Below are 20,324 nucleotides of genomic sequence, written 5' to 3'. Positions count from 1 at the left end.
GCACAGCGTCTGATGCCGCACACCGCAGCGAATTCAGCCCTCCGAGTCTGATTCCCAGGTCTGTTCCGCGTACCCTCGACAACTGGCGACAACAACGAGGACAACCCGAGGACGGCCGAACACACCGTGGCTACGACGGAGCAGTCGACAGGCACCGAAACCCTCACGCCCGGCGACTTCGGCGCGAACGAGTGGCTTGTCGAGGACATGTACGAGCGCTACCAGGCCGACCCGGACAGCGTCGACGCCGCCTGGCACGACTTCTTCGCCGACTACCGCCCGGACAGCAACGGGTCGGGCAACGGACGCGCAGCGGCCAGTGACATCGACCCCGAGGCCGAGATGGCGACTGAGAACGCGTCTGTCGCCGAGACCCTGCCCGCGCCCGCCCCGAAGCGCAAGCCGGCCCCAGCCGCCCCAGAAAAGCCGGCGGAGCACGCGCCCGCAGCTGCTGCTCCGCAGCCCACGGCCGCGGCGACACCGTCCACCCAGCGCACCAATGCCCGCAGCACGCCGGCCGCCCGTCCCGCCGAGGGCTCGCCCGCCGAATCACCCGCCGCTGAGAACGTCACCCCCGCCGCGGCCACGGGGCCCGCGACGCACGGCATCGAGAACGCGGGCACGGTCACGCTGCGCGGTGCGGCGGCCAGGGTCGTCAGCAACATGGAGCAGTCACTGCACGTACCGACGGCGACAAGCGTGCGGGCGGTGCCGGCCAAGTTGATCGCCGACAACCGAGTCGTGATCAACAATCACCTGCGTCGCGCACGTGGCGGCAAGATCAGCTTCACGCACATCATCGGCTACGCCGTGGTGCGCGCCCTGGCCGACGTCCCGGTCATGAACAACTACTTCGCCGAGATCGACGGCAAGCCGGCCGTCGTCACCCCCGAGCACGTCGGCCTGGGTATTGCCATTGATCTTGCCGGCAAGAACGGCGCGCGCTCGCTGGTCGTCGCGGCGATCAAAGAGGCCGAGTCGATGGACTTCAGCCAGTTCTGGAACACCTACGAGGAAATCATCCGGCGCGCCCGCAACGGCAAGCTGACCGCGGAGGACTTCCAGGGCACCACGCTCAGCCTCACCAACCCGGGCACGATCGGCACGAATCACTCTGTGCCGCGGTTGATGGCGGGGCAGGGCACCATCGTCGGCGTCGGAGCCATGGAGTACCCGGCCGAGTTCAGCGGCATGAACGAGGATGCGCTCACCGAGCGCGCGATCAGCAAGATCATGACGCTGACCTCCACGTACGACCACCGCATCATCCAGGGCGCGCAGTCCGGGGAGTTCCTGCGCCGCATCCACCAGCTGCTGCTGGCCGACGAGTTCTACGACGAGATCTTCGCGGCCCTGCGCATCCCTTACGAGCCGGTGCGCTGGCTGGTCGATCGCGACTTCACCCACGAGGGCCAGATCGGCAAGAACGCCCGCGTCATCGAACTGATCAACGCCTACCGCACCAACGGCCACCTGATGGCCGACACCGACCCGCTCGAGTTCACCGTCCGCAGCCACCCCGACCTCGACATCGCCCGGCACGGGCTCACGCTGTGGGACCTCGACCGCGAGTTCCCGGTCGACGGCTTCGCCGGCGAGAAGTTGATGAAGTTGCGCGACATCCTGGGCGTGCTGCGCGACGCGTACTGCCGGCGCGTCGGCGTCGAGTACATGCACATCACCGATCCCGAACAGCGCCGCTGGCTGCAGGAGCGCATCGAGATCAAGGCGGCCCAGCCGTCGCGCGACGAGCAACTGCACATTCTGGGACGACTCAACGTCGCCGAGGCCTTCGAAACGTTCTTGCAGACCAAGTACGTCGGGCAGAAGCGGTTCAGCCTCGAGGGCGCCGAGACTGTCATCGCCCTCATGGATGCAGTCCTCGGCCAGGCCGCCGACGAGGGCCTCGACGAGGTCGTTATCGGCATGCCGCACCGCGGCCGGCTCAACGTGCTGGCCAACATCGTCGGCAAGCCCTACGCCAAGATCTTCAACGAGTTCGAGGGCAACATCGACCCGGGCTCGGCGCAGGGCTCGGGCGACGTCAAGTACCACCTCGGCGCCGACGGCACCTTTCACGCCGCGAGCGGCAACGAGATCACCGTCTCACTGACCGCGAACCCGTCGCACCTCGAGGCCGTCGACCCCGTGCTTGAGGGCATCGTGCGCGGCAAGCAGGACGAGCTGAACCAGGGGCAGGAGAATTATTCGATCCTGCCCGTGCTCATGCACGGCGATGCCGCGTTCGCCGGCCAGGGCGTGGTCGCCGAGACCCTCAACCTTTCGCAGCTGCGCGGCTACCGTACCGGCGGCACCGTGCACGTCATCGTCAACAACCAGGTCGGCTTCACGACATCGCCGTCGTCGTCGCGCTCGTCGCTGTACTCCACCGACATCGCGCGGATGATCGCGGCGCCGATCTTCCACGTGAACGGTGATGATCCCGAGGCGTGCGTCCGCGTCGCCGAGATGGCCGTCGAATTTCGCCAACACTTCCAAAAAGACGTCGTCATCGACATGGTCTGCTACCGCCGTCGCGGGCACAACGAGGCCGATAATCCCTCGTTCACGCAGCCGCTGATGTACGACATCATCGACAGGAAGCGCAGCGTCCGAAAGCTCTACACCGAGGCGCTTGTCGGCCGCGGCGACATCACCCTCGAGGACGCCGAGCACGCGCTCAAGGACTTCCAGGCCCAGCTGGAGAAGGTCTTCATCGAGACCCGCAACGCCTCCGACAAGGCCCCGCCGCAGCCCGAGATCGAGCGTGAGACGCCGTCGCAGACCGTCACCACCGCCGTCCCGATCGACGTCATCAAGCGCATCGGCGAGGCGTACGCGAACCCGCCCGCGGGCTTCACCATGCACCCGCGGCTCAAGCCACAGATCGACCGCCGGGTGGCCATGGCCAGTTCGGGCAACGTCGACTGGGCCACGGCCGAGCTGTTCGCCTTCGGCTCGCTGGTCATGGAGGGCCGTACGGTGCGCCTGTCCGGCCAGGACAGCCGACGCGGCACGTTCACCCAGCGGCACGCCACGCTCATCGACCGGGAGACGGGCGACGAGTACACGCCGCTGCACGACCTGACCCCCGACCAGGCGCACTTCATGGCCTACGACTCGCTGCTGTCGGAATTCGCGGCCATGGGCTTCGAGTACGGCTACTCGGTGGCCCGAGCCGACGCGCTCGTCTGCTGGGAAGCCCAATTCGGCGACTTCTTCAACGGCGCGCAGACCATCATCGACGAGTTCATTTCCTCGGGCGAGGCTAAATGGGGTCAGCGTTCGGCGGTAACGCTGCTGCTGCCGCACGGGCAGGAAGGTCAGGGCCCCGACCACTCGTCGGGACGTCCCGAGCGGTTCCTGCAGCAGGCGGCGGAGAACAACATGACGGTCGCGATGTGCTCGTCGCCCGCGAACTACTTTCACCTGCTGCGCCGGCAGGGTCTGTCCCCCGTGCGCCGCCCATTGATCGCGTTCACCCCGAAGTCGCTGCTGCGCCTGAAGGCTGCGGTCAGCGACCTGGACGACTTCACCACCGGCACGTTCCAACCCGTCCTGGGCGACGCCAAGGTCGACCCGGCCGGCGTCACCCGGGTGTTGCTGTGCTCGGGCAAGGTCTATTACGACCTCGCGGCCGAGCGCGAGAAGTCCGGACGCACCGATGTCGCGATCGTGCGGCTCGAGCAGCTGTACCCGCTGCCGGTCGAGGCGTTGCAGGCCGAGCTCGGACGCTTCCCGAACGCCGATCTCGTGCACGTGCAGGAGGAGCCTGCGAACCAGGGTCTGCGACCGTTCCTGGCGCTGAACCTGCCCGAGCACCTCGAGGGTCGCACCCTGCGGCACGTCTCGCGTCGAGCCTCCGCCTCGCCGGCCGTCGGCTCGCAGTCCAAGCACGAGGCCCAGCAGAAGCAGATCGTCGTCGAGAGCTTCGCGTAGAGCTGACGTCCGCCGTCCCCGTTGAGTGTCGGGTTGCCGTCCGAGTGGCGACTTTCAACGCGCCACTCGGCCGGTAACCCGACACTCAACCTGATGGGGGGACGGTCATCGACGCGATCCGCTGGGGCATCCTCGGCGCGGGCGGGATCGCGGCCACCGTGTCGGCCGACATCACCGCGCTGCCCGGTCATGTGCTGCACGCCGTCGGAGCGCGTGACGCCGATCGCGCGGCCGCCTTCGCCCACCGGCACGGGGTGCACCGGTCCTACGGCTCGTACCTCGAGCTCGTCACTGACCCGGGTGTTGACGTTGTGTACATCGCAACCACGCACGCGCAACACCAAGAGCACGCGCTGCTCGCCCTGCGCGCAGGCAAGCCGGTGCTGGTCGAGAAGGCGTTCACCCTGAACGCAGCGCAGGCGCGTGATGTGGTGGCCGAGGCACGGTTGCGTCGGCTGTTCTGCATGGAAGCGATGTGGGTGCGCTTCCACCCGCTGATCCGGGAGGTGTCGCGGCTGCTTGCCGACGGCGCCATCGGCAAGGTCGTGGCCGTCCGGGCCGATCTGTCCAAGCGCTTCGACTTCGACCCCGCCCACCGGCTCTTCGACCTCGACGCCGGAGGGGGCGCCCTGCTCGACCTCGGCGTCTACCCGGCCGCCGTCGTGTGGACGTGGCTGGGCCGACCTGACACCGTGCAGGCGACGGGAGCACTGGCCCCCACCGGCTCGGACCTGTCCGTGGGCATGCAGTGGGGTTACCCCGACGGGCGGTTCGCCCAGATCCACACGAGCGCCGCGACGGACAGCCCGTTCGCCGCTCTCATCACCGGCACCCGCGGATGGATCAGCCTCGAACCGCGCCTGCACCGCGGCCGCCGACTCGTCGTGCACACCGCCGACGGCGACGTCGAGCACCTCGCCCCGGCGATCGCCGGCAACGGTTACCGGGCCGAGTTGGAAGAGGTCGCCCGCTGCCTGGCCGCCGGTGAGCTGGAGAGCCCGGCCGTCCCGCTCGACGACACGATCGGCATCCTGGACGTCCTGGACGACGCGCGCCGGCAGCTCGGTGCGCGTTACCCCGCCGACTGATTCGGAGCGCAGGCATGTACTTCACCGACCGAGGCATCGAGGAGCTCGTGTCCCGGCGTGGCGAGGAGGAGGTAACCCTCGAGTGGCTCGGAGCCCGGCTGCAGGCTTTCGTCGACGCGCATCCGGATTTCGAGACCGCCATCGACCGCCTCGCCACCTGGCTGGCCCGCGACGACGAGGACGAGGATTAAGGGCCGACCGGCACAAGTATCGGAGAGTCGGCAGCGCGCCGAGCGGGGTCGAACAGCGGCAGGAACAGCTGCGTCAGCGGGCCGATGGCCAACGCGAAGACGACGGTGCCGATGCCGATCGTCCCGCCGAACAACCACCCGACGATCAGCACGCCGAGTTCGATACCGGTGCGGCACAGCCGGATCGAGCGGCCGGTGACCCGGGCGAGCCCGGTCATCAGCCCGTCGCGCGGGCCGGGCCCGAGGTGCGCGCCGATGTACATGCCGGTCGCCACGCCGCACAGCAGCAACCCACCGACCATGAACCCGATCCGGCCTGCCCACCCGGAGGTGTGCGGCAACACCGCCAGGCTCACGTTCATCGACACCCCGACGAGCACTACGTTGCTGACCGTGCCGAGTCCGGGCCGCTGCCGCAAGGGAATCCAGAGCACCAGCACCGCTGCGCCGACAATGATCACCAACGTGCCGATGGCCAGACCGGCGTGCCGGGCCAGGCCCTGGTGGAACACGTCCCACGGGTCGAGGCCGAGCCCCGAACGGACCTGCATCGCCCCCGACAGGCCGTAGAGCCAGAGCCCGACGTAGAGCTGCCCGAGACGACGTATCCACACCATGTGTCAAGGATGCGCGCGAATTGGCAGGCAAACCCGGGCCATTGGCGAACCAACGGTCTGGTTTTGGCAGGCCATTGCTGGCAGGATTGCCCCATGTCAGCGCTCACCCGGATCGGCGGCCGATCATTGGCCGAGCAGTTGCCCGACGTCCGCTTGCTCCCGGGGCCGGTGTACTCGGCGCTCGCGTCCGGCATCACCGCGCTCGTCGTCGACGGTCGGGTGCCCACCGAGACGCGGTTGCCATCAGAGCGCGAACTTGCCGCCGCTCTCGGATTGAGTCGCGCCACCGTCACCGCCGCGTACGACGCGCTGCGCGCCGGTGGTTACCTTGCCAGCCGCACCGGCTCGGGCAGTTACGTCACCGTGCCGGTCGGCCGCCGACCGTCCAGCCGGATCGCACGCTGGTCGACCGTGGGCGAGGCGGGCACGGTGCTGGACCTGTCATGCGCAACACTGCCTGCTCCACCAGGTTTCGCAGGGGTCGTGGCCGAGGCCGCCGACGCTCTCGGCCCCTACCTGCACGGCGACGGTTACGACCCCGCCGGCCTGGCCGAACTACGCGAGGCGGTGGCTGCGCGCTTCACAGCTCGCGGGGTGGCCACCCGGCCCGAGCAGATCCTGATCACCGGCGGCGCGCTGCACGCCCTCGACCTGGTGCTGCGTCTGCTCGTGGGGCCGGGCGACCGAGTCGTCACGGAGTTGCCGACCTACTCCGGCGCGCCGGACACCGTGCGCGCCAACGGTGGGCGGCTCGTGCCGGTGCCGATGGCCGCCGACGGCGGCTGGCAGGTAGACCAGCTGCGCAACACGCTGCGCCAGACGGCCGCCCGGATTGCGTTCCTGATCCCCGACCACCACAACCCGACCGGCGCCTTCATGCCGGACGACGAGCGCCGTGCCGTCCTGGCCGCTGCGCGCCAGACCGGCACCACGGTCGTGGTCGACGAGAGTTTCGTCGACCTCGGTTTCGAGGGCACCGCCCGGCCGGCCGCGTCGTTCGACCCGACGGTCATCACCATCGGCTCACTGTCCAAGCCGGTGTGGGGTGGGCTACGTGTCGGCTGGATCCGCGCGTCCACCGAGCTCACCCACCGCCTCGCCGCCCTGCGTGCGTCCATCGACCTCAGCGGGCCGGTGCTCGAGCATCTCGTGGCTACGCGGCTGATGCGTCGCCTCGACGATATCGCTGCGTGGCGACGGACCGAACTGCGCCCGCAACGGGACGCACTGGTCGCTGCCCTCGCTCGCGAGCTGCCTCAGTGGCGCGTCGTCGTGCCCACCGGCGGGTTGTCACTGTGGGCCGAACTGGACGCACCGATGTCCACGTCGCTGTCGCTGCTGGCCGCGCAGGCCGGTGTCGTCCTCGTGCCGGGCTCGCGCTTCGGCGTCGACGGCACCCTGGAGCGCTTCCTGCGGCTGCCCTTCGCATTGCCCGCGGCCCAGCTGGACGACGCGGTGCGGCGCATCGCGGACGTGTGGGCGCAGCTGCCGCGGACCGGCCCGGCACCTCGACCGCTCATCGTTGCATAACTAGTTCCCGGTTGTGTGATCTGTGTGTCGTGATGATGGGTACCTTGCGAGTCGGAGATTGTTCACGGGTCCTGGGGGGGATTTGTCATGGCGGAGTCACACGAGAGCAAGCACGGCACAGCTGACGACCGGCGCGCAGGCGTACAGACGAAGACGCTCGGCGTCCTGGTGGCGGTCATGGTTGTGGCCGGCGTCGTCGCGCTGCTACTGACGGTGTTCGGTGGCAACTCGAAGGACAACCAGGCGGCCGGTCAGCCGGCCGGCAGTCAGGTAGGTAAGCAGACCAGCTCCAGCGCCGCGGCGAGCTCGACCATCGCCGCACCGACGACCAGCGTGGCTGCGACGACCACCACCAGCGCGCCAATCGCTGCCGCGCCCACGACCAGCGCCGTAACGAAGGCCAGCACGCCGAAGGCGAAGCCGGCCAAGACCAAGGCGTCGGCCAGCCCGACCACCAAGGTCGTGAAGTACAAGGTGAAGAAGGGCGACAACCTGACGCAGATCGCCGGGTGGTTCAACCAGCGCGGGTACGGGCTGGTCTACGACTGGAACAAGAGCGTCATCGGACAGAACCCGAACCTGATCTACCCGGGCCAGACGATCATCGTGTCGCTCACCGGCGACAAGATGAAGGTCACTACCAAGAACAAGTAGCCGACGATCAGGCGCGGGCGACACCGTCGCGCCGCGCCTGCTCGGCTACCGCCGAGCGCACGGCCGGTGCCACCCGCGGGTCGAACGGGGTAGGCACGATGTGCGTCGCCTCGAGCGAGTCGGCCACGACATCGCCCAGCGCCTGAGCCGCGGCCAGCTTCATGTTCTCGGTGATCGCCCGCGCACCGGCGTCGAATGCCCCGGCGAACACGCCGGGGAAGGCCAGCACGTTGTTGATCTGGTTCGGGTAGTCGCTGCGCCCGGTGGCCACCACAGCCGCATGCCGGTGCGCGACCTCGGGATGGACCTCCGGGGTGGGGTTGGCCAGCGCGAAGATGATCGCGTCGTCGGCCATCCGCGCGACGTCGTCCTCGCCCACCGCACCCGAGCTCAGTCCGAGGAAGACGTCGGCGCCTTCGAGGGCGTTGGACAGCGAACCGGCGAGCCCGGCCCGGTTCGTGATCCGGGCAAGCTCCGCCTTGACCAACGGCAGATCCTGGCGACCGGGGTGCACAATGCCCCTCGAGTCGGCCACCGCTATGTCGCCGATACCCGCTGCGAGCAGGATCTTGGTGCACGCGACGCCGGCCGCTCCGGCGCCGGAAACCACCACCCGCAAGTCGGCGAGCGTGCGACCGGTGACTATTGCGGCGTTGCGCAGCGCGGCCAGCACGACGATCGCGGTGCCGTGCTGGTCGTCGTGGAATACCGGGATGTCGAGCGTCGCGCGCAGCCGGGCCTCGATCTCGAAGCAGCGCGGCGCCGAGATGTCCTCGAGGTTGATGCCACCGAAGGACGGCGCGATGCGCTGGACGGTCTCCACGATCTCGTCGACGTCGGTGGTGGCCAGCACGATCGGGACGGAGTTGAGGCCGGCGAACTCGCTGAACAGCGCTGCCTTGCCCTCCATCACCGGCAGCGCAGCCGCGGCCCCGATGTTGCCCAGCCCGAGCACGGCGGTGCCGTCGCTGACCACGGCCACGAGCCGCGAGCGCCAGGTGTAGCGCCGGGCGAGCGCCTCGTCGTCGGCGATCGCGCTGCAGACCTCGGCCACCCCCGGGGTGTACGCCAGCGACAGGGCGCGGCGGTCGGTGAGGGGCGTGGTGCTGTGCACCACCAGCTTCCCGCCCTCGTGCGCGGCGAAGATCTCCTCGCGCGAGACGCTCGTGGCTGGCTCGGAGATGTGCGCGGCGGCGCGGACGTCGGTGCTCACTGCTGCTCCCATGGCTGACTTCGGGCATCGAGGCGATGCCCGGGATGGTCCCGGCCAGGTTGTGGCGCAGATCGTGTGGCATGCGGGGTTCGCCCGCTCCGTGGAGTGTGACACAGGTTGCCGGGCGTCTGCCGTGACGCGGGCTCAGGTCATGGGCGCGTCACTGGCGCGCGAGGAAACGGGGGCCCGGACCCCGCAGCCGCAGCACGACTTGCGCCTCCACGTCTGCGACACCGTGCAGTTCGCTGCCGCCGCCGGCGAAGGTGTTGTCGGACGCGAGCCACCATCCGTCGTCGACCTGACGCACGACGCGCTTGACGACCAGCCGATCCGGCATCGAGCGGAAGCGGGCCAGCACGACGTCACCAGCCGAGACCCGGCCACGACGGCCGGCTCGCCGGACGAGGACGACGTCGCCGTGGTGCAGCGTCGGGACCATCGACGGGCCGGACACCTCGACCACGCGCAGCGGCAGCAGGGTGCGCCACATGGCTGATCAGCGGCCCTTTCAGACGGGCATGGATGCGGGAGTAGGGTCAAAATCGTTCGCCTGACGGCGACCCGACTTTGGAGGAAGGCTATGCGCTTGTTCCACCCGTCCACCGTGGCTCACGCCCACTGCGACCTGCCGTGCGGGGTCTACGACCCGGCTCAGGCGCGCATCGAGGCCGAGTCCGTGAAGGCCATCATGGAGAAGTACCAGGGCAACGAGGACCCGGTCTTCCGCACCCGCGCGCTGATCATCAAGGAACAGCGCTCGGAGCTGGTCAAGCACCACCTGTGGGTGCTCTGGACCGACTACTTCAAGCCGCCGCACTTCGAGAAGTACCCGCAGCTGCACGAGCTGTTCAACAAAGCCACCAAGGCCGCGGGCGCGTCTGGCGGCAAGGGTGAGGTCGACCCGGCCAAGGCCGATGAGCTGCTGGGCCTGATCGCCGAGATCGACAAGATCTTCTGGGAGACAAAGGCCGCCTGAGCGAACTGCTCACGACGCAGATGACGTCACCCGCGAAGGCCGGCACCACCGCTCAGACCTCGGTGGAGCCGGCCTTCGCCGACTCCACCGAGGTCTGGCTGGTGCGCCACGGCGAGACCGAGTGGAGCATCTCCGGGCAGCACACCGGAGCCACCGACATCCCGTTGACCGCGGACGGCGAGCGGCAGGCTGCAGCCCTGCGCGAGCTGCTCACGACCGTGCGTCCCGCGTTCGTGCTGTCCTCGCCGCTGTCGCGTGCGGTCGACACCGCCCGCCTCGCCGGCATCACGGTCGACGAGACCACCGCCGACCTCGGCGAGTGGGACTACGGCGACTACGAGGGCATCGCCAGCCGGGAGATCCACAAAACCCGGCCGGGCTGGACCGTGTTCGCCGACGGCTGCCCGAACGGCGAGAGCGTCGAGGACGTGCAGCAGCGCGCCGACCGGGTGCTGCAGCGCATATCGGGACATCTCGCCGATGGACCGGTGATGTTGTTCGGGCACGGGCACTTCAGCCGAGTGCTCGGAGCCCGGTGGATCGGACTGCCCGCCGCGGGCGGCGCTAGTCTGCTGCTAGGCACGGCAGCGCCGTCGGTGCTGGGAGCCGAGCACGGGAAGCCGGCCCTGGTCCGGTGGAACATGCCGAACCCGGCCGCGTGAGCGGCGCAGACCGCGCAGCCAGGCAGCACCCGATCCGTTCGACGACCGAAGGAAGCACATGAGCGCACCGGAACCGACCCGCGTCGACCGCGACATCGTCGAGGTCGCCGCTCCGGCCGATGTTGCCTACGTCTCCACGCTGCGGCTCACAGCAGCGAGCCTCGCCGCCCGCTGCGAGCTGACCATCGACGACATCGAGGACCTGCGCCTGGCCGTCGACGAGGCCTGCGCACTCCTGCTACCCCACGCCTCGCACGGGTCCCGCCTCACGGCCCGCTTCGAGCTCGCCACCGGGCGCCTGCAGGTGTCCGCGTCGGTGTCGACACTCGATGCCGCCGAGCCCGACCGCGACGGTTTCGGCTGGACCGTGCTCGGCGCGCTGGCCACCTCGGTCGACGTCGTCAAGGCCGACACGCAGCTCACCATCTCCGTCGTCAAGGCCCGTGAGGCAGCGCCAGCGTGACCACTGTTGATAGGCCGAGCCGCGATCACGGCCGGGCGTCCGCGCTGCTCGCCGAACTGCACGAGCTGTCCGAGGACGACCCGCGGCGCCGCTTGCTGCGCGACCAGCTCGTCGAGCTGCACATGCCGCTCGTCGTCTACCTGTCGCGCCGCTTCTCGGGGCGCAACGAGCCGATGAACGACCTCGTCCAGGTCGGTGCCATCGGCCTGATCAAGGCAATCGACCGCTTCGACCCCGAGCGCAAGCTCGAGTTCTCGACGTACGCCACCCCGACGATCCTCGGCGAGATCAAACGGCACTTCCGCGACACCGGCTGGCTGATCCACGTGCCGCGCCGCGCGCAGGAACTGCAGACCACGCTGAACGCGGCCCGGGCCGACCTCAGCCAGGAGCTCGGCCGAGCACCGACGGTGCCCGAGCTGGCGTCGCGGATCGAGATCGACGAGGAGACCGTCCTCGAAGCGCTCGACGCCGCCCGCGCCTACTCCGGCGTGCCGCTCGACGTGCTGGCCGCACCGGGCGAGACCGTGCCCGAGCACCCCATGCTCGGCACCATCGACGAGGGCTTCGAGCAGGTCGAGCAACGCGCCATGCTGCGCAAGGTCATCGCCAACCTGCCCGAAGCCGAACGCGAGATCCTGCTGCTGCGCTTCATCGCCAACAAGACCCAGACCGAGATCGCGGCGATTGTCGGCGTCTCGCAGATGCAGGTGTCGCGGCTCGTCGCCCGCGGGTTGAAGCGGATGCGCGAGAGTCTCGGCGCTCCGGAACCCGAGGTCGAGCAGCGCCGCCGCAAGTCGTGACTCGCGGCTCGGTCAGCGGGGCGGCTCGCGGTCCAGTGCGGCGCGGGCCGGCGGGGTGAACACCAGGTAGAGCACGGCCACCGCGGCCACCAGGATCGGACCACCGTAGGCGACCCGGCCGGCCTGGAAGGCCAGGCTGTAGGACACCGGGATGGCCAGCAGCTGCAGCACCACCATCGGGGTGCGGGCCGCGGGCCGCAGCAGCAGCAGCCCGCGCGCGCCGACGAGCAGGGCCGCGGCGCCGAGCAGCGCGAACGCCCCGCCGAACAGCGCGCGTCCCACGCTGTCGGGGTCACCGAGCAGGGTGTTCACGATCTCGAACAGGCCCAGACCGGTCAGGCCCGCTGCCTCGACGATCAGGATGACGGCGGCCACCCGGATCGGGACGGGGGCACCGCGCCACGCGGCACGGTAGCCATGCACCTGTCCAGCCTAGCCACGGGCGTGCCGGGCCTCGTGCGGGCCGTAGGCTGGCCGGATGCGGGCTCTAGTCGTGACGAATCCGCACGCCACGGCGACGACCCACCGAGAGCGCGATGTCCTCGCGCATGCCCTCGGCGGCGTCGCCGACCTCGAGGTCGTGGGCACCGCCAACCGCGGTCACGCCGCCGCCCTGGCCTGTCGGGCCATGCGCAATGGCACCGACGTCGTGGTCGCGCTGGGCGGCGACGGCACCGTCAACGAGGTCATCAACGGCCTGCTCACCGACGGCGTGCACGACCGCATCCCGGCCCTCGGCATCGTGCCCGCCGGGTCGACGAACGTCTTTGCCCGCGCGCTCGGTCTGCCCAACGATCTCTTCGAGGCCACCGGGTCGCTGCTCGAGGGGCTACGTGCGGGCACCCGGCGCAAGGTCAGCATGGCCCTCGCGGACGATCGCTATTTTTGCTTCTCCGCGGGGCTCGGCTACGACGCGGCCATCGTGCACGGCGTCGAACGCAAGCGACGGCAGGGCCGCCGTTCGACGCACACGCTCTACGCACGGGTCGGAGTCCGCGAATTCCTGCGCACCGACCGCCGGCACCCCACGCTGCACGTCGAACTGCCCGATGGCACCCGCATCGACGACGTCTTCTTCACGGTGCTCACGAACACCGACCCGTGGACGTACGTCGGCAACCAGCCGCTGCACCCGACGCCCAACACCACCTTCGACACCGGGCTGGGCCTTTACGCCCGGCGGCGGATGAGCGCGCTGGGCATCCTGTTCAGCATGGCGCGGCTGGCGGGCCCGCGCCCTCGGATCGGCCGGCGCGGCGCCTTCGTGGCCGAGGACCTGGACGGTGTGACGGTCATCGCCGACGAGCCCATCGCCTTCCAGGTCGACGGCGATGCGCTCGACACCCGTTCGAAGGTGACCTTTCGGACCGTTCCCCGCGCCCTCGATGTCGTCGTGGCACCGGACGAGCAGGCCCCGCAGGACTGAGGAAATCGACCGACTCAGAGCGTCACGGCTGGTGACAGACCTCGACCCGGGCCCACGAACCGCGTACCGTCGCCGAGGTCGGGTTGCACGGCTGGCACACGGGCCGTCGCGTACACGGCCCGAGCCCCCAAAGCTCTGCAAGGTATTTACACGCCACGTGCGCGTATCCGCACCGAGGTGTTCGGATGTGCGCAGGAGCGCAGCCGGATGTGCTTGAAACCGCGGGTGCGCTCGTGAAAGGATTCACAAGCGTAGGCGAACGAGCGACGATGCTCGTGCGTACGCGCGCCGAGTGAGGAGATTTTGACAATGGACTGGCGGCACCGAGCAATTTGCCGTGACGAGGACCCGGAGCTGTTCTTCCCGATCGGGAACACGGGACCTGCGTTGCTGCAGATCGAGCAGGCCAAGATGGTCTGCCGGCGATGCCCGGTCATTCAGGAATGTCTGACCTGGGCTCTGGAATCAGGGCAGGATGCGGGCGTGTGGGGCGGTTTGTCCGAGGACGAACGGCGCGCCCTGAAGCGCCGTAACGCGCGGGCCCGCGCCCGCCTCGCCTGACCCATGAACGCCCCCTCGACGTCGCGCAGGATCCGGATCGTCCCTCGGTAGTCACGCGGACGAGCGGGACTTGCGCGGCGCGAGTGGCAACCGCAATATCGCCTCCGTGCCGCCAGAACCGCCAGAACCGCCGACGCCGCCGTCCGCGGCCAGCCGACGGTACTCCACCGTTCCGCCGAGTTCGGCCGAGACCAGCGTGTTCACGATCTGCAGGCCGAGGCGATCGGGTTTCGCTCCGGAGAACTCCGGCGGCAGGCCCACCCCGTCATCGCGCACCGTGACGCTCAACGAGCCGCGGCTGCGCTGCGCCGACACGGTGACCGTCCCTGACCGCTCGTCTGGAAATGCATGCTCGATGGCGTTCTGCACGATCTCGGTCATCACCAGCACGAGCGCGGTCGCGATCTCGGCCGGCACCTCACCAAAGGTGCCCTCGCGCGCCGCGTGCACCCGCTCGGCAGAGCCCATGACGTCAGAGAGCATGCCGAGCAACCGGTCGACGACCTCGTCGAAGTTCACAGCCTCGTCGATCGACACCGACAGCGTCTCGTGCACCAGCGCGATCGACTGCACGCGCCGCATCGACTCCTCGAGCGCCGTCCGGGCGGCCGGCACCGCTACCCGGCGGGCCTGCAGCCGCAGTAGCGCGGCCACCGTCTGCAGATTGTTCTTCACCCGGTGATGGATCTCGCGGATCGTGGCGTCCTTCGACAGGATCTGCCGGTCGCGACGCCGTAGCTCGGTGACGTCCTGCATCAACAGCAGCGCGCCAAGCGTCTCGCCGCGGGGTCGCAGCGGCAGGGCGCGGAAGAGGATCGTCGCTCCCCCGCCGTCGATCTCGATGCTGGCCGGGTGTCCGCCGTCAATGGCGTCGGCCACCGCGGCAGCGAGGTCGCCGGCGTCGAACGGGTCATCGGCGACGGTGCTGGTCAGCGCGTCGATGGGCTCGCTGAGAACGTTGCCGGTGACGCCGAGCCGGTTGAACGCCGACAGCGCGTTCGGGCTGGCGTAGATGATCGTGCCGTCGGGCTCGAGGCGCACGAGGCCATCGCCCACGCGCGGGCCTGCGCCCTCCTCCACCGGCGAGTCGGTGGCCGGGAACGTGCCGTCGGCGACCATGCCGGCCAGGTCCGCGGCGCTCTGCAGGTAGACGAGCTCGAGTTGGCTGGGTGTGCGCACGCTGGCCAGGTTGGCGTCGCGGCCGATGACGGCCACGACGTCCTCGCCGCAACGCACCGGGATGGCCTCTCGGCGGATGGGTAGGTCACCGTCCCAGTCGGGGTCGACCTCACGGAAGATCCGCGACTCGGAGTATGCGACGCGCAGCGGCGCAACCCGACCGCCGACCTGCAGTATCCCCACCTGGTCGTGCTGGTAGGCCGTCGGCCCGGTGGTGGGCCGGCACTGCGCCACGCACAGAAACGCCGGGACGCTGCCCGCTTCGGCGGCGGGCACCGCGACCGGCACCCAGAGCAGCAGGTCGGCGAACGCGAGGTCCGAGAGCAGCTGCCATTCACCGACCAGGCGCGCGATGTGATCGACCTGGACGTCGTCGAGTGAGGTACGGGCGGCAAGGGTCTCGGTGAGCGCGGACATCGATAGCGAGCCTGCCACTGCGTGCTGTGCCCTCCGCGCCGGGGCGGCAACTCACCGGCGCAAGGGGGTGCCAACGGGGCATGTCGTACGAATGTTTCCGCGCAGTCTCAGGCTGACGACATTCAGAGGAGAGACAATGCCGTCGACGAACCGCCCGCCCCGCCTGCCCGTACCCGCCGCGATAACGGTGGCCGTCCTTGCTCGTCGTCCCCCTGGTCGCGCTGGCGAGTAGTTACGCTCGGGCACGTGCTGCAGCTGGTGTTCGTCGAGCCGTGCATCCCTGGGAACACCGGCAACGCGATCCGCACCGCGGCGGCCACCGGCACGCATCTGCACCTCGTCGAGCCGCTGGCGTTCAGCCTGGCGGACGCTCAGCTGCGCCGGGCCGGGCTCGATTACCACGACCTTGCGGTCGTGACGGTGCACCCCTCCGTCGCCGCGCTGTGGGACGCACTCGGTCCGGCTCGGGTGTTCGCGTTCACCAGCCACGCAAGCACGTCGTACACCGACATCGCCTATCGCGACGGTGACGTCCTGGTGTTCGGCGGCGAGCCCGACGGCCTACCCGAGCACGTGCTCACCGACCCGCACATCACCGAACGCGTGCGCATCCCGATGTTGCCGGGACGCCGCTCGCTGAATCTGTCGAACTCGGCCGCGATTGCCACCTACGAGGCGTGGCGGCAGCTCGGCTTCGCCGGCGCCTGACCCGGCTTCGCGCCTGCAGTGGTCGCCAAAATCGCAGATTTTGCGACCGCTGCAGGCGCGAAGCCGGGAGTGGTCAGGGCAACCGGACGCAAACGGTGAGCCCGCCGTCGGCGTTGGCGCTCGCCTCGATCTCGCCGCCGTGGGCCGCCACCACGGAGCGCGCGATCGTCAGCCCCAGGCCGACTCCGCCGCCGTGGTCGAGCCGCTCGCCACTCATCCGGCGGAACGGCTCGAACAGCCCGGCTACGTCGCTCGGAGCAACCGCAGGGCCGGTGTTGGTCACGGTCAGGCCGCTGTCGGGGTCCACGCTCACCTGCACCTGACCGTCCTCGACGTTGTACTTGATCGCGTTCTGCACGAGGTTCCCGGCAAGGCGTTCAAGCAGGGGCAGCTCGCCGCGGACGGTCGTGGGGCGGGACTCGAGCTCGACGTGCACGCCGCGTTCCTTCGCGAACGGCGCCTGCAGGTCTACCGCATCGCGCACGATCCGATCAAGCGGTTGCGGTTGCCGCGACAGCAGCCCGCGTTCGGTCTCGGCGAGGGTGAGCAGCCCGTCGATGAGCCGTTCATTGCGTTCGTTCGTCGCGAGCAGTTGCCGCGACACCAGCTCCAGCTGGTCGGCGGTCAGCGCGTTGCCGAGGCTGACCTCGATCACCGCTCGCTGGGTGGCAAGTGGCGTGCGCAGCTCGTGCGAGGCGTTGGCTGCGAAACGTCGCTGCGCCTCGTAGCCTGCGGCCACCCGGTCGAGCATGTTGTCGACCGCGTCGGCGAGCGCGCGGGTCTCATCATGCGGGCCCTCGCGGCGCAGTCGCAGACCCAGGCTGGTGGGCCCCAGCCGCTCGACGGTGTCGGCCATCGCGCGCACCGGTGACACCGTCCAACGGGCCAGGCTGTAGGCGGCTGCACCCAGCACCGCGGCCATGGCAATCAGCTCGACCCAGGCCGTCGCCGGGCTGAAGATGCGGTCGCAGCCGGCGATGACACCGGGAAGGTTCACTCGCCCGAGACCGCCACCGCAGCTGGTGTCGTAGGTGCTGCTCTTCTCGAGCAGCGAGTAGCCGAGCAGCGCCATCCACCCGACCCAGACGAAGGCCACGGGCCAGGTGACCAGCAGGACGAGCAACACCCGTCTGCGCGGGGTCAGTTGCACGGCTCGTACCCGTCAGACCCGGTCCCGAGCCGGTAACCGATGCGTGGCACGGTGTGTACGACAGCCGGCTCACCGAGCTTCTTGCGTAGCGTCATCACGGCCACGCGCACGGCGTTCGTGAACGGGTCGGCGTGCTCGTCCCACGCCTTTTCGAGCAGTTCCTCGGCGCTGACGACGGTGCCGGCCGAACGCAGCAGCACGGTCAGGACGGCGAACTCCTTGGGCGTCAGGTCGAGCAACCGCCCGTCGCGGAACGCCCGGTGCCGCGGGATGTCGACCTCGACGCCGGCGTGCTGCAGGACAGGCGGCGCGGACACGGGCGGGCGCCGGGCCAGCGTCTGGATGCGGGCGGCGAGCTCGGCGAACGCGAACGGCTTGGTCAGGTAATCGTCGGCACCGAGCGAGAGACCGTCGACGCGGTCGCGGATGCCGGCTGCGGCGGTGAGGATCAGGATGCGGGTGCCGAGCTCGGCATTGACGGCCCAGCGGCAGACCTCGTCGCCGGTGCGGTGCGGCATGTCGCGGTCGAGCACGGCGACGTCATAGCGGTGCACGCTCAACCGTTCGAGCGCGGCCTCGCCGTCGTAACAGACGTCGACGGCCATCGCGAGTTTGCGCAGACCGTCGGCAACGGTGTCGGCGAGCAGCCGCTCGTCGTCGGCCAACAGCACGCGCACGACGTCCTCCCTGCCTCCGGTCGGTCGCGCCAGCCTGGCGCAGCGGCCATAAGCGCGGCATAAGCGCCGACGGAACGTTGACCATAGCCGCTGCCCGGCACCGTCACAGCCATGACCGGCCTCCGCGTGACCACAGTCCTCGACCCGCCCGCCTCGCCCGCCGTGCCGTCGCGCCGCCGGCGGCCGGTCCTGTTGGTCACCCTGGTCGTCGTTGCTGTCCTACTCGCCGCGGCCGGATACGTCGCCGCGGCCCGCGTCCGCAGCACTGATCTACGCCGCTCCTACCTGGGTGCGAACGGGTGGCCGACGATCGGGCAGGCTGCCTACCGCGTCGGCACGGTCGTGCACGCCAGCGCGGCGCAGGATCCGGTACCGATCGCCAGCCTGGCCAAGGTGATGACTGCCTACGTCGTGCTGCAGAGCATGCCGTTGCGCGGGCGCGACGAGGGACCGTCGCTGACCATCACCGCACGCGACGTGCAGGACTATGTACTACGCCGCAGCCGCGACGAGTCGGTGGTGCGCGTCGCTGCTGGTGAGCGGCTCACCGAGCGGCAGGCCCTGGCAGCTCTGCTGATCCCCTCGGCAAACAACGTGGCCGTGCTGCTCGCGCGCCGCGTCGCCGGGTCGACTGCTGAGTTCGTGGCTCGAATGAACGCAGCGGCGAGCCGATTGGGCATGGCGCAGACCCGCTACGTCGACCCGAGTGGTTTCGACCCGCGCACGGTGTCGACGGCCCGCGACCAGCTGACGTTGGCAACGGCCGTCGCCGGCAACGCAGTGATCAGTGATCTCGTCTCACGCACGTCGTACCGGCTGCCCGTGGCGGGGGTGGTGCGCAACACCGACATCCTACTGGGACGGGAGGGGTTCGTGGGTACGAAGACGGGCTCCGACGACGCGGCCGGCGGTTGCTTCATGTTCCGAACCACGCGTGTGGTGCACCGCCAGCTCACCGAGGTGCTCGGGGTGGTGCTCGGGCAGCGGGGACGCCACGACATCACCGCCGGGTTGACGGCAGCGCACCAGCTTGCCGCCCACATCGGTTCGCCCGCGGGCGGTTGAACAGCGCTACTCGACGAGGGTGATCTCGGTGATGCGTACCGAGATGCGGGTGCGCAGGCTGTCAGGTGCACGGTCGCCGCCACAACAGCGACTGATCAACGCCCGGACGTCCTTCTCGAGGCCCAGCTGGCGTAGGCACGGACTGCAGGCATTGAGGTGCTGCGCGATGCGCGACTTGGTCGCGTCGTCGGTCTCGTCGTCGAGGAACACCGACAACTCCTCGAGGACGTCCCCGCAGTCTATGTTGCCCGGCCCGAAGCCCATCCGTACGTTCATGAATCGCTCCCCGCTCCGGTGCGGATGAGACCCCGCTCGCGGGCGTAGTCGGCGAGCAGGCTCTGCAGTTGTTTGCGCCCGCGATGCAGGCGGGACATCACAGTGCCGATAGGAGTGCCCATGATCTCAGCGATCTCCTTGTAGGCAAAGCCCTCGACGTCGGCGAGGTACACGGCCAACCGGAAATCCTCGGGCAGGGCCTGCAGGGCGTCCTTGACGTCGGAGTCCGGGAGGTGATCGAGCGCCTCCATCTCGGCCGAGCGCAGCCCGCTGGAGGTGTGTGACTCGGCGCGGGCGAGCTGCCAGTCCTCGACGTCCTCGTTACCGGACTCGAGTGGCTGGCGCTGCTTCTTGCGGTACGTGTTGATGAAGGTGTTCGTCAGGATGCGGTAGAGCCAGGCCTTGAGGTTCGTACCTTCGGTGAACTGGTGGAAGGCGGCGTAGGCCTTCACGAACGTCTCCTGGACGAGATCCTCAGCGTCGGAAGGGTTACGCGTCATGCGCATCGCCGCGGCGTAGAGCTGGTCGAGGAACGGCAGCGCATCGCGCTCGAACCGGGCCCGACGAGCCTCTACCGTCTCCTCCGCCACCGTGCTCCCCTCATGCGAATCGCTCCGCAGGTCAGGGGTCGAGCCTAGCGCGCGGCCACCCATCGGTCGCTCCAGCGTGGACACCGTCATCAGCGTGCATCTCCCTCTTGGCTACCCCGGTGGAACCGCTCGCGGGCCG

The 20,324-nt window shown here is 69.4% G+C and carries 22 protein-coding genes; 13 read left to right on the top strand and 9 right to left on the bottom strand.

The features are described from left to right. The first annotated feature begins 126 nt into the window (after positions 1 to 126). The 3 genes from ACFFC4_RS11340 (at position 127) to ACFFC4_RS11330 (ending at position 5,218) form a co-directional block, all read left to right on the top strand. Positions 127 to 3,939, top strand: coding sequence for a multifunctional oxoglutarate decarboxylase/oxoglutarate dehydrogenase thiamine pyrophosphate-binding subunit/dihydrolipoyllysine-residue succinyltransferase subunit (locus ACFFC4_RS11340; protein WP_375500841.1), 3,813 nt, complete (start codon positions 127 to 129; stop codon positions 3,937 to 3,939). Positions 3,940 to 4,046: 107 nt separating this feature from the next. Then, positions 4,047 to 5,027 carry a Gfo/Idh/MocA family protein gene (locus tag ACFFC4_RS11335; RefSeq protein ID WP_375500873.1) on the top strand — a complete coding sequence of 327 codons (981 nt, stop codon included), beginning with the start codon at positions 4,047 to 4,049 and terminating at the stop codon, positions 5,025 to 5,027. 14 nt (positions 5,028 to 5,041) lie between these two features. Next, positions 5,042 to 5,218, top strand: coding sequence for a DUF6104 family protein (locus tag ACFFC4_RS11330; protein WP_375500839.1), 177 nt, complete (start codon positions 5,042 to 5,044; stop codon positions 5,216 to 5,218). Here the strand turns inward: ACFFC4_RS11330 and ACFFC4_RS11325 are convergent. Continuing rightward, positions 5,215 to 5,835 (bottom strand): YitT family protein, encoded by a 621-nt coding sequence (locus ACFFC4_RS11325; protein ID WP_375500837.1) that lies wholly within the window; start codon positions 5,833 to 5,835, stop codon positions 5,215 to 5,217. The two genes, ACFFC4_RS11330 and ACFFC4_RS11325, sit on opposite strands and share 4 nt — an antisense overlap. Positions 5,836 to 5,928: 93 nt before the next feature. Here ACFFC4_RS11325 and ACFFC4_RS11320 point away from each other — a divergent pair, with 93 nt between their 5' ends. Both ACFFC4_RS11320 and ACFFC4_RS11315 read left to right on the top strand, forming a co-directional pair. Then, entirely contained in the window at positions 5,929 to 7,365 is a 1,437-nt protein-coding gene (locus ACFFC4_RS11320; protein ID WP_375500835.1) for a PLP-dependent aminotransferase family protein, read from the top strand. An 87-nt stretch (positions 7,366 to 7,452) separates the two neighbouring features. Next, on the top strand, positions 7,453 to 8,019 hold the full coding sequence (locus ACFFC4_RS11315; RefSeq protein WP_375500833.1) for a LysM peptidoglycan-binding domain-containing protein: 567 nt from the start codon (positions 7,453 to 7,455) through the stop codon (positions 8,017 to 8,019). Between the two features lie 7 nt (positions 8,020 to 8,026). Here the strand turns inward: ACFFC4_RS11315 and ACFFC4_RS11310 are convergent, their stop codons facing one another. Both ACFFC4_RS11310 and ACFFC4_RS11305 read right to left on the bottom strand, forming a co-directional pair. Next, positions 8,027 to 9,244 carry an NADP-dependent malic enzyme gene (locus ACFFC4_RS11310; RefSeq protein WP_375500831.1) on the bottom strand — a complete coding sequence of 406 codons (1,218 nt, stop codon included), beginning with the start codon at positions 9,242 to 9,244 and terminating at the stop codon, positions 8,027 to 8,029. A gap of 148 nt (positions 9,245 to 9,392) precedes the next feature. After that, entirely contained in the window at positions 9,393 to 9,722 is a 330-nt protein-coding gene (locus ACFFC4_RS11305; RefSeq protein WP_375500829.1) for a helix-turn-helix transcriptional regulator, read from the bottom strand. A gap of 90 nt (positions 9,723 to 9,812) precedes the next feature. On the opposite strand from ACFFC4_RS11305, the gene sodN reads away from it, so the two are divergent. Genes sodN through ACFFC4_RS11285 form a run of 4 tightly spaced genes read left to right on the top strand, consistent with a single transcriptional unit; the run spans position 9,813 to position 12,136 of the window. Further along, positions 9,813 to 10,208, top strand: a complete 396-nt coding sequence (sodN, locus tag ACFFC4_RS11300; protein ID WP_375500827.1) for a superoxide dismutase, Ni — start codon at positions 9,813 to 9,815, stop codon at positions 10,206 to 10,208. Between the two features lie 20 nt (positions 10,209 to 10,228). Further along, positions 10,229 to 10,870, top strand: a complete 642-nt coding sequence (locus ACFFC4_RS11295; protein WP_375500825.1) for a histidine phosphatase family protein — start codon at positions 10,229 to 10,231, stop codon at positions 10,868 to 10,870. 58 nt (positions 10,871 to 10,928) lie between these two features. Next, the gene (locus ACFFC4_RS11290) at positions 10,929 to 11,333 is read left to right on the top strand and encodes an ATP-binding protein (protein WP_375500823.1); all 405 of its coding nucleotides are present in this window, start codon (positions 10,929 to 10,931) and stop codon (positions 11,331 to 11,333) included. Further along, complete coding sequence (locus ACFFC4_RS11285) at positions 11,330 to 12,136, top strand: SigB/SigF/SigG family RNA polymerase sigma factor (RefSeq protein WP_375500821.1); 807 nt, start codon at positions 11,330 to 11,332, stop codon at positions 12,134 to 12,136. The genes ACFFC4_RS11290 and ACFFC4_RS11285 overlap by 4 nt, the downstream gene beginning before the upstream one ends. A gap of 12 nt (positions 12,137 to 12,148) precedes the next feature. On the opposite strand, the gene ACFFC4_RS11280 is transcribed toward ACFFC4_RS11285, so the two are convergent. Beyond that, complete coding sequence (locus ACFFC4_RS11280) at positions 12,149 to 12,559, bottom strand: hypothetical protein (RefSeq protein ID WP_375500819.1); 411 nt, start codon at positions 12,557 to 12,559, stop codon at positions 12,149 to 12,151. A 55-nt stretch (positions 12,560 to 12,614) separates the two neighbouring features. Between ACFFC4_RS11280 and ACFFC4_RS11275 the strand changes: the two genes are divergently transcribed. Next, positions 12,615 to 13,562 (top strand): diacylglycerol/lipid kinase family protein, encoded by a 948-nt coding sequence (locus ACFFC4_RS11275; protein WP_375500817.1) that lies wholly within the window; start codon positions 12,615 to 12,617, stop codon positions 13,560 to 13,562. A gap of 309 nt (positions 13,563 to 13,871) precedes the next feature. After that, positions 13,872 to 14,123: a WhiB family transcriptional regulator gene (locus ACFFC4_RS11270; protein ID WP_375481557.1), complete on the top strand. Its 252-nt coding sequence runs from the start codon at positions 13,872 to 13,874 to the stop codon at positions 14,121 to 14,123. 51 nt (positions 14,124 to 14,174) lie between these two features. On the opposite strand, the gene ACFFC4_RS11265 is transcribed toward ACFFC4_RS11270, so the two are convergent. Then, positions 14,175 to 15,719 (bottom strand): sensor histidine kinase, encoded by a 1,545-nt coding sequence (locus tag ACFFC4_RS11265; RefSeq protein WP_375500815.1) that lies wholly within the window; start codon positions 15,717 to 15,719, stop codon positions 14,175 to 14,177. A 246-nt stretch (positions 15,720 to 15,965) separates the two neighbouring features. On the opposite strand from ACFFC4_RS11265, the gene ACFFC4_RS11260 reads away from it, so the two are divergent. Then, positions 15,966 to 16,427, top strand: coding sequence for a tRNA (cytidine(34)-2'-O)-methyltransferase (locus ACFFC4_RS11260; protein ID WP_375500813.1), 462 nt, complete (start codon positions 15,966 to 15,968; stop codon positions 16,425 to 16,427). 73 nt (positions 16,428 to 16,500) lie between these two features. On the opposite strand, the gene ACFFC4_RS11255 is transcribed toward ACFFC4_RS11260, so the two are convergent. Then, positions 16,501 to 17,577: a sensor histidine kinase gene (locus tag ACFFC4_RS11255; RefSeq protein WP_375500811.1), complete on the bottom strand. Its 1,077-nt coding sequence runs from the start codon at positions 17,575 to 17,577 to the stop codon at positions 16,501 to 16,503. After that, positions 17,568 to 18,254 (bottom strand): response regulator transcription factor, encoded by a 687-nt coding sequence (locus ACFFC4_RS11250; RefSeq protein ID WP_375500809.1) that lies wholly within the window; start codon positions 18,252 to 18,254, stop codon positions 17,568 to 17,570. Before ACFFC4_RS11250 ends, ACFFC4_RS11255 begins: the two co-directional genes overlap by 10 nt. Positions 18,255 to 18,365: 111 nt before the next feature. Between ACFFC4_RS11250 and ACFFC4_RS11245 the strand changes: the two genes are divergently transcribed. Continuing rightward, positions 18,366 to 19,319, top strand: coding sequence for a D-alanyl-D-alanine carboxypeptidase family protein (locus tag ACFFC4_RS11245; RefSeq protein WP_375500807.1), 954 nt, complete (start codon positions 18,366 to 18,368; stop codon positions 19,317 to 19,319). Positions 19,320 to 19,325: 6 nt separating this feature from the next. Here ACFFC4_RS11245 and rsrA read toward each other — a convergent pair whose 3' ends face one another. After that, positions 19,326 to 19,595: a mycothiol system anti-sigma-R factor gene (gene rsrA, locus ACFFC4_RS11240; RefSeq protein ID WP_375500805.1), complete on the bottom strand. Its 270-nt coding sequence runs from the start codon at positions 19,593 to 19,595 to the stop codon at positions 19,326 to 19,328. After that, entirely contained in the window at positions 19,592 to 20,185 is a 594-nt protein-coding gene (locus ACFFC4_RS11235; RefSeq protein ID WP_375500803.1) for a sigma-70 family RNA polymerase sigma factor, read from the bottom strand. The genes rsrA and ACFFC4_RS11235 overlap by 4 nt, the downstream gene beginning before the upstream one ends. Positions 20,186 to 20,324: the final 139 nt, after the last annotated feature.

The organism is uncultured Jatrophihabitans sp., assembly GCF_964244045.1.
Lineage (GTDB): Bacteria > Actinomycetota > Actinomycetes > Mycobacteriales > Jatrophihabitantaceae > Jatrophihabitans.
The sequence above is the reverse complement of the archived record's forward strand: the minus strand, read 5'-3'. Positions and strand labels throughout refer to the sequence as shown.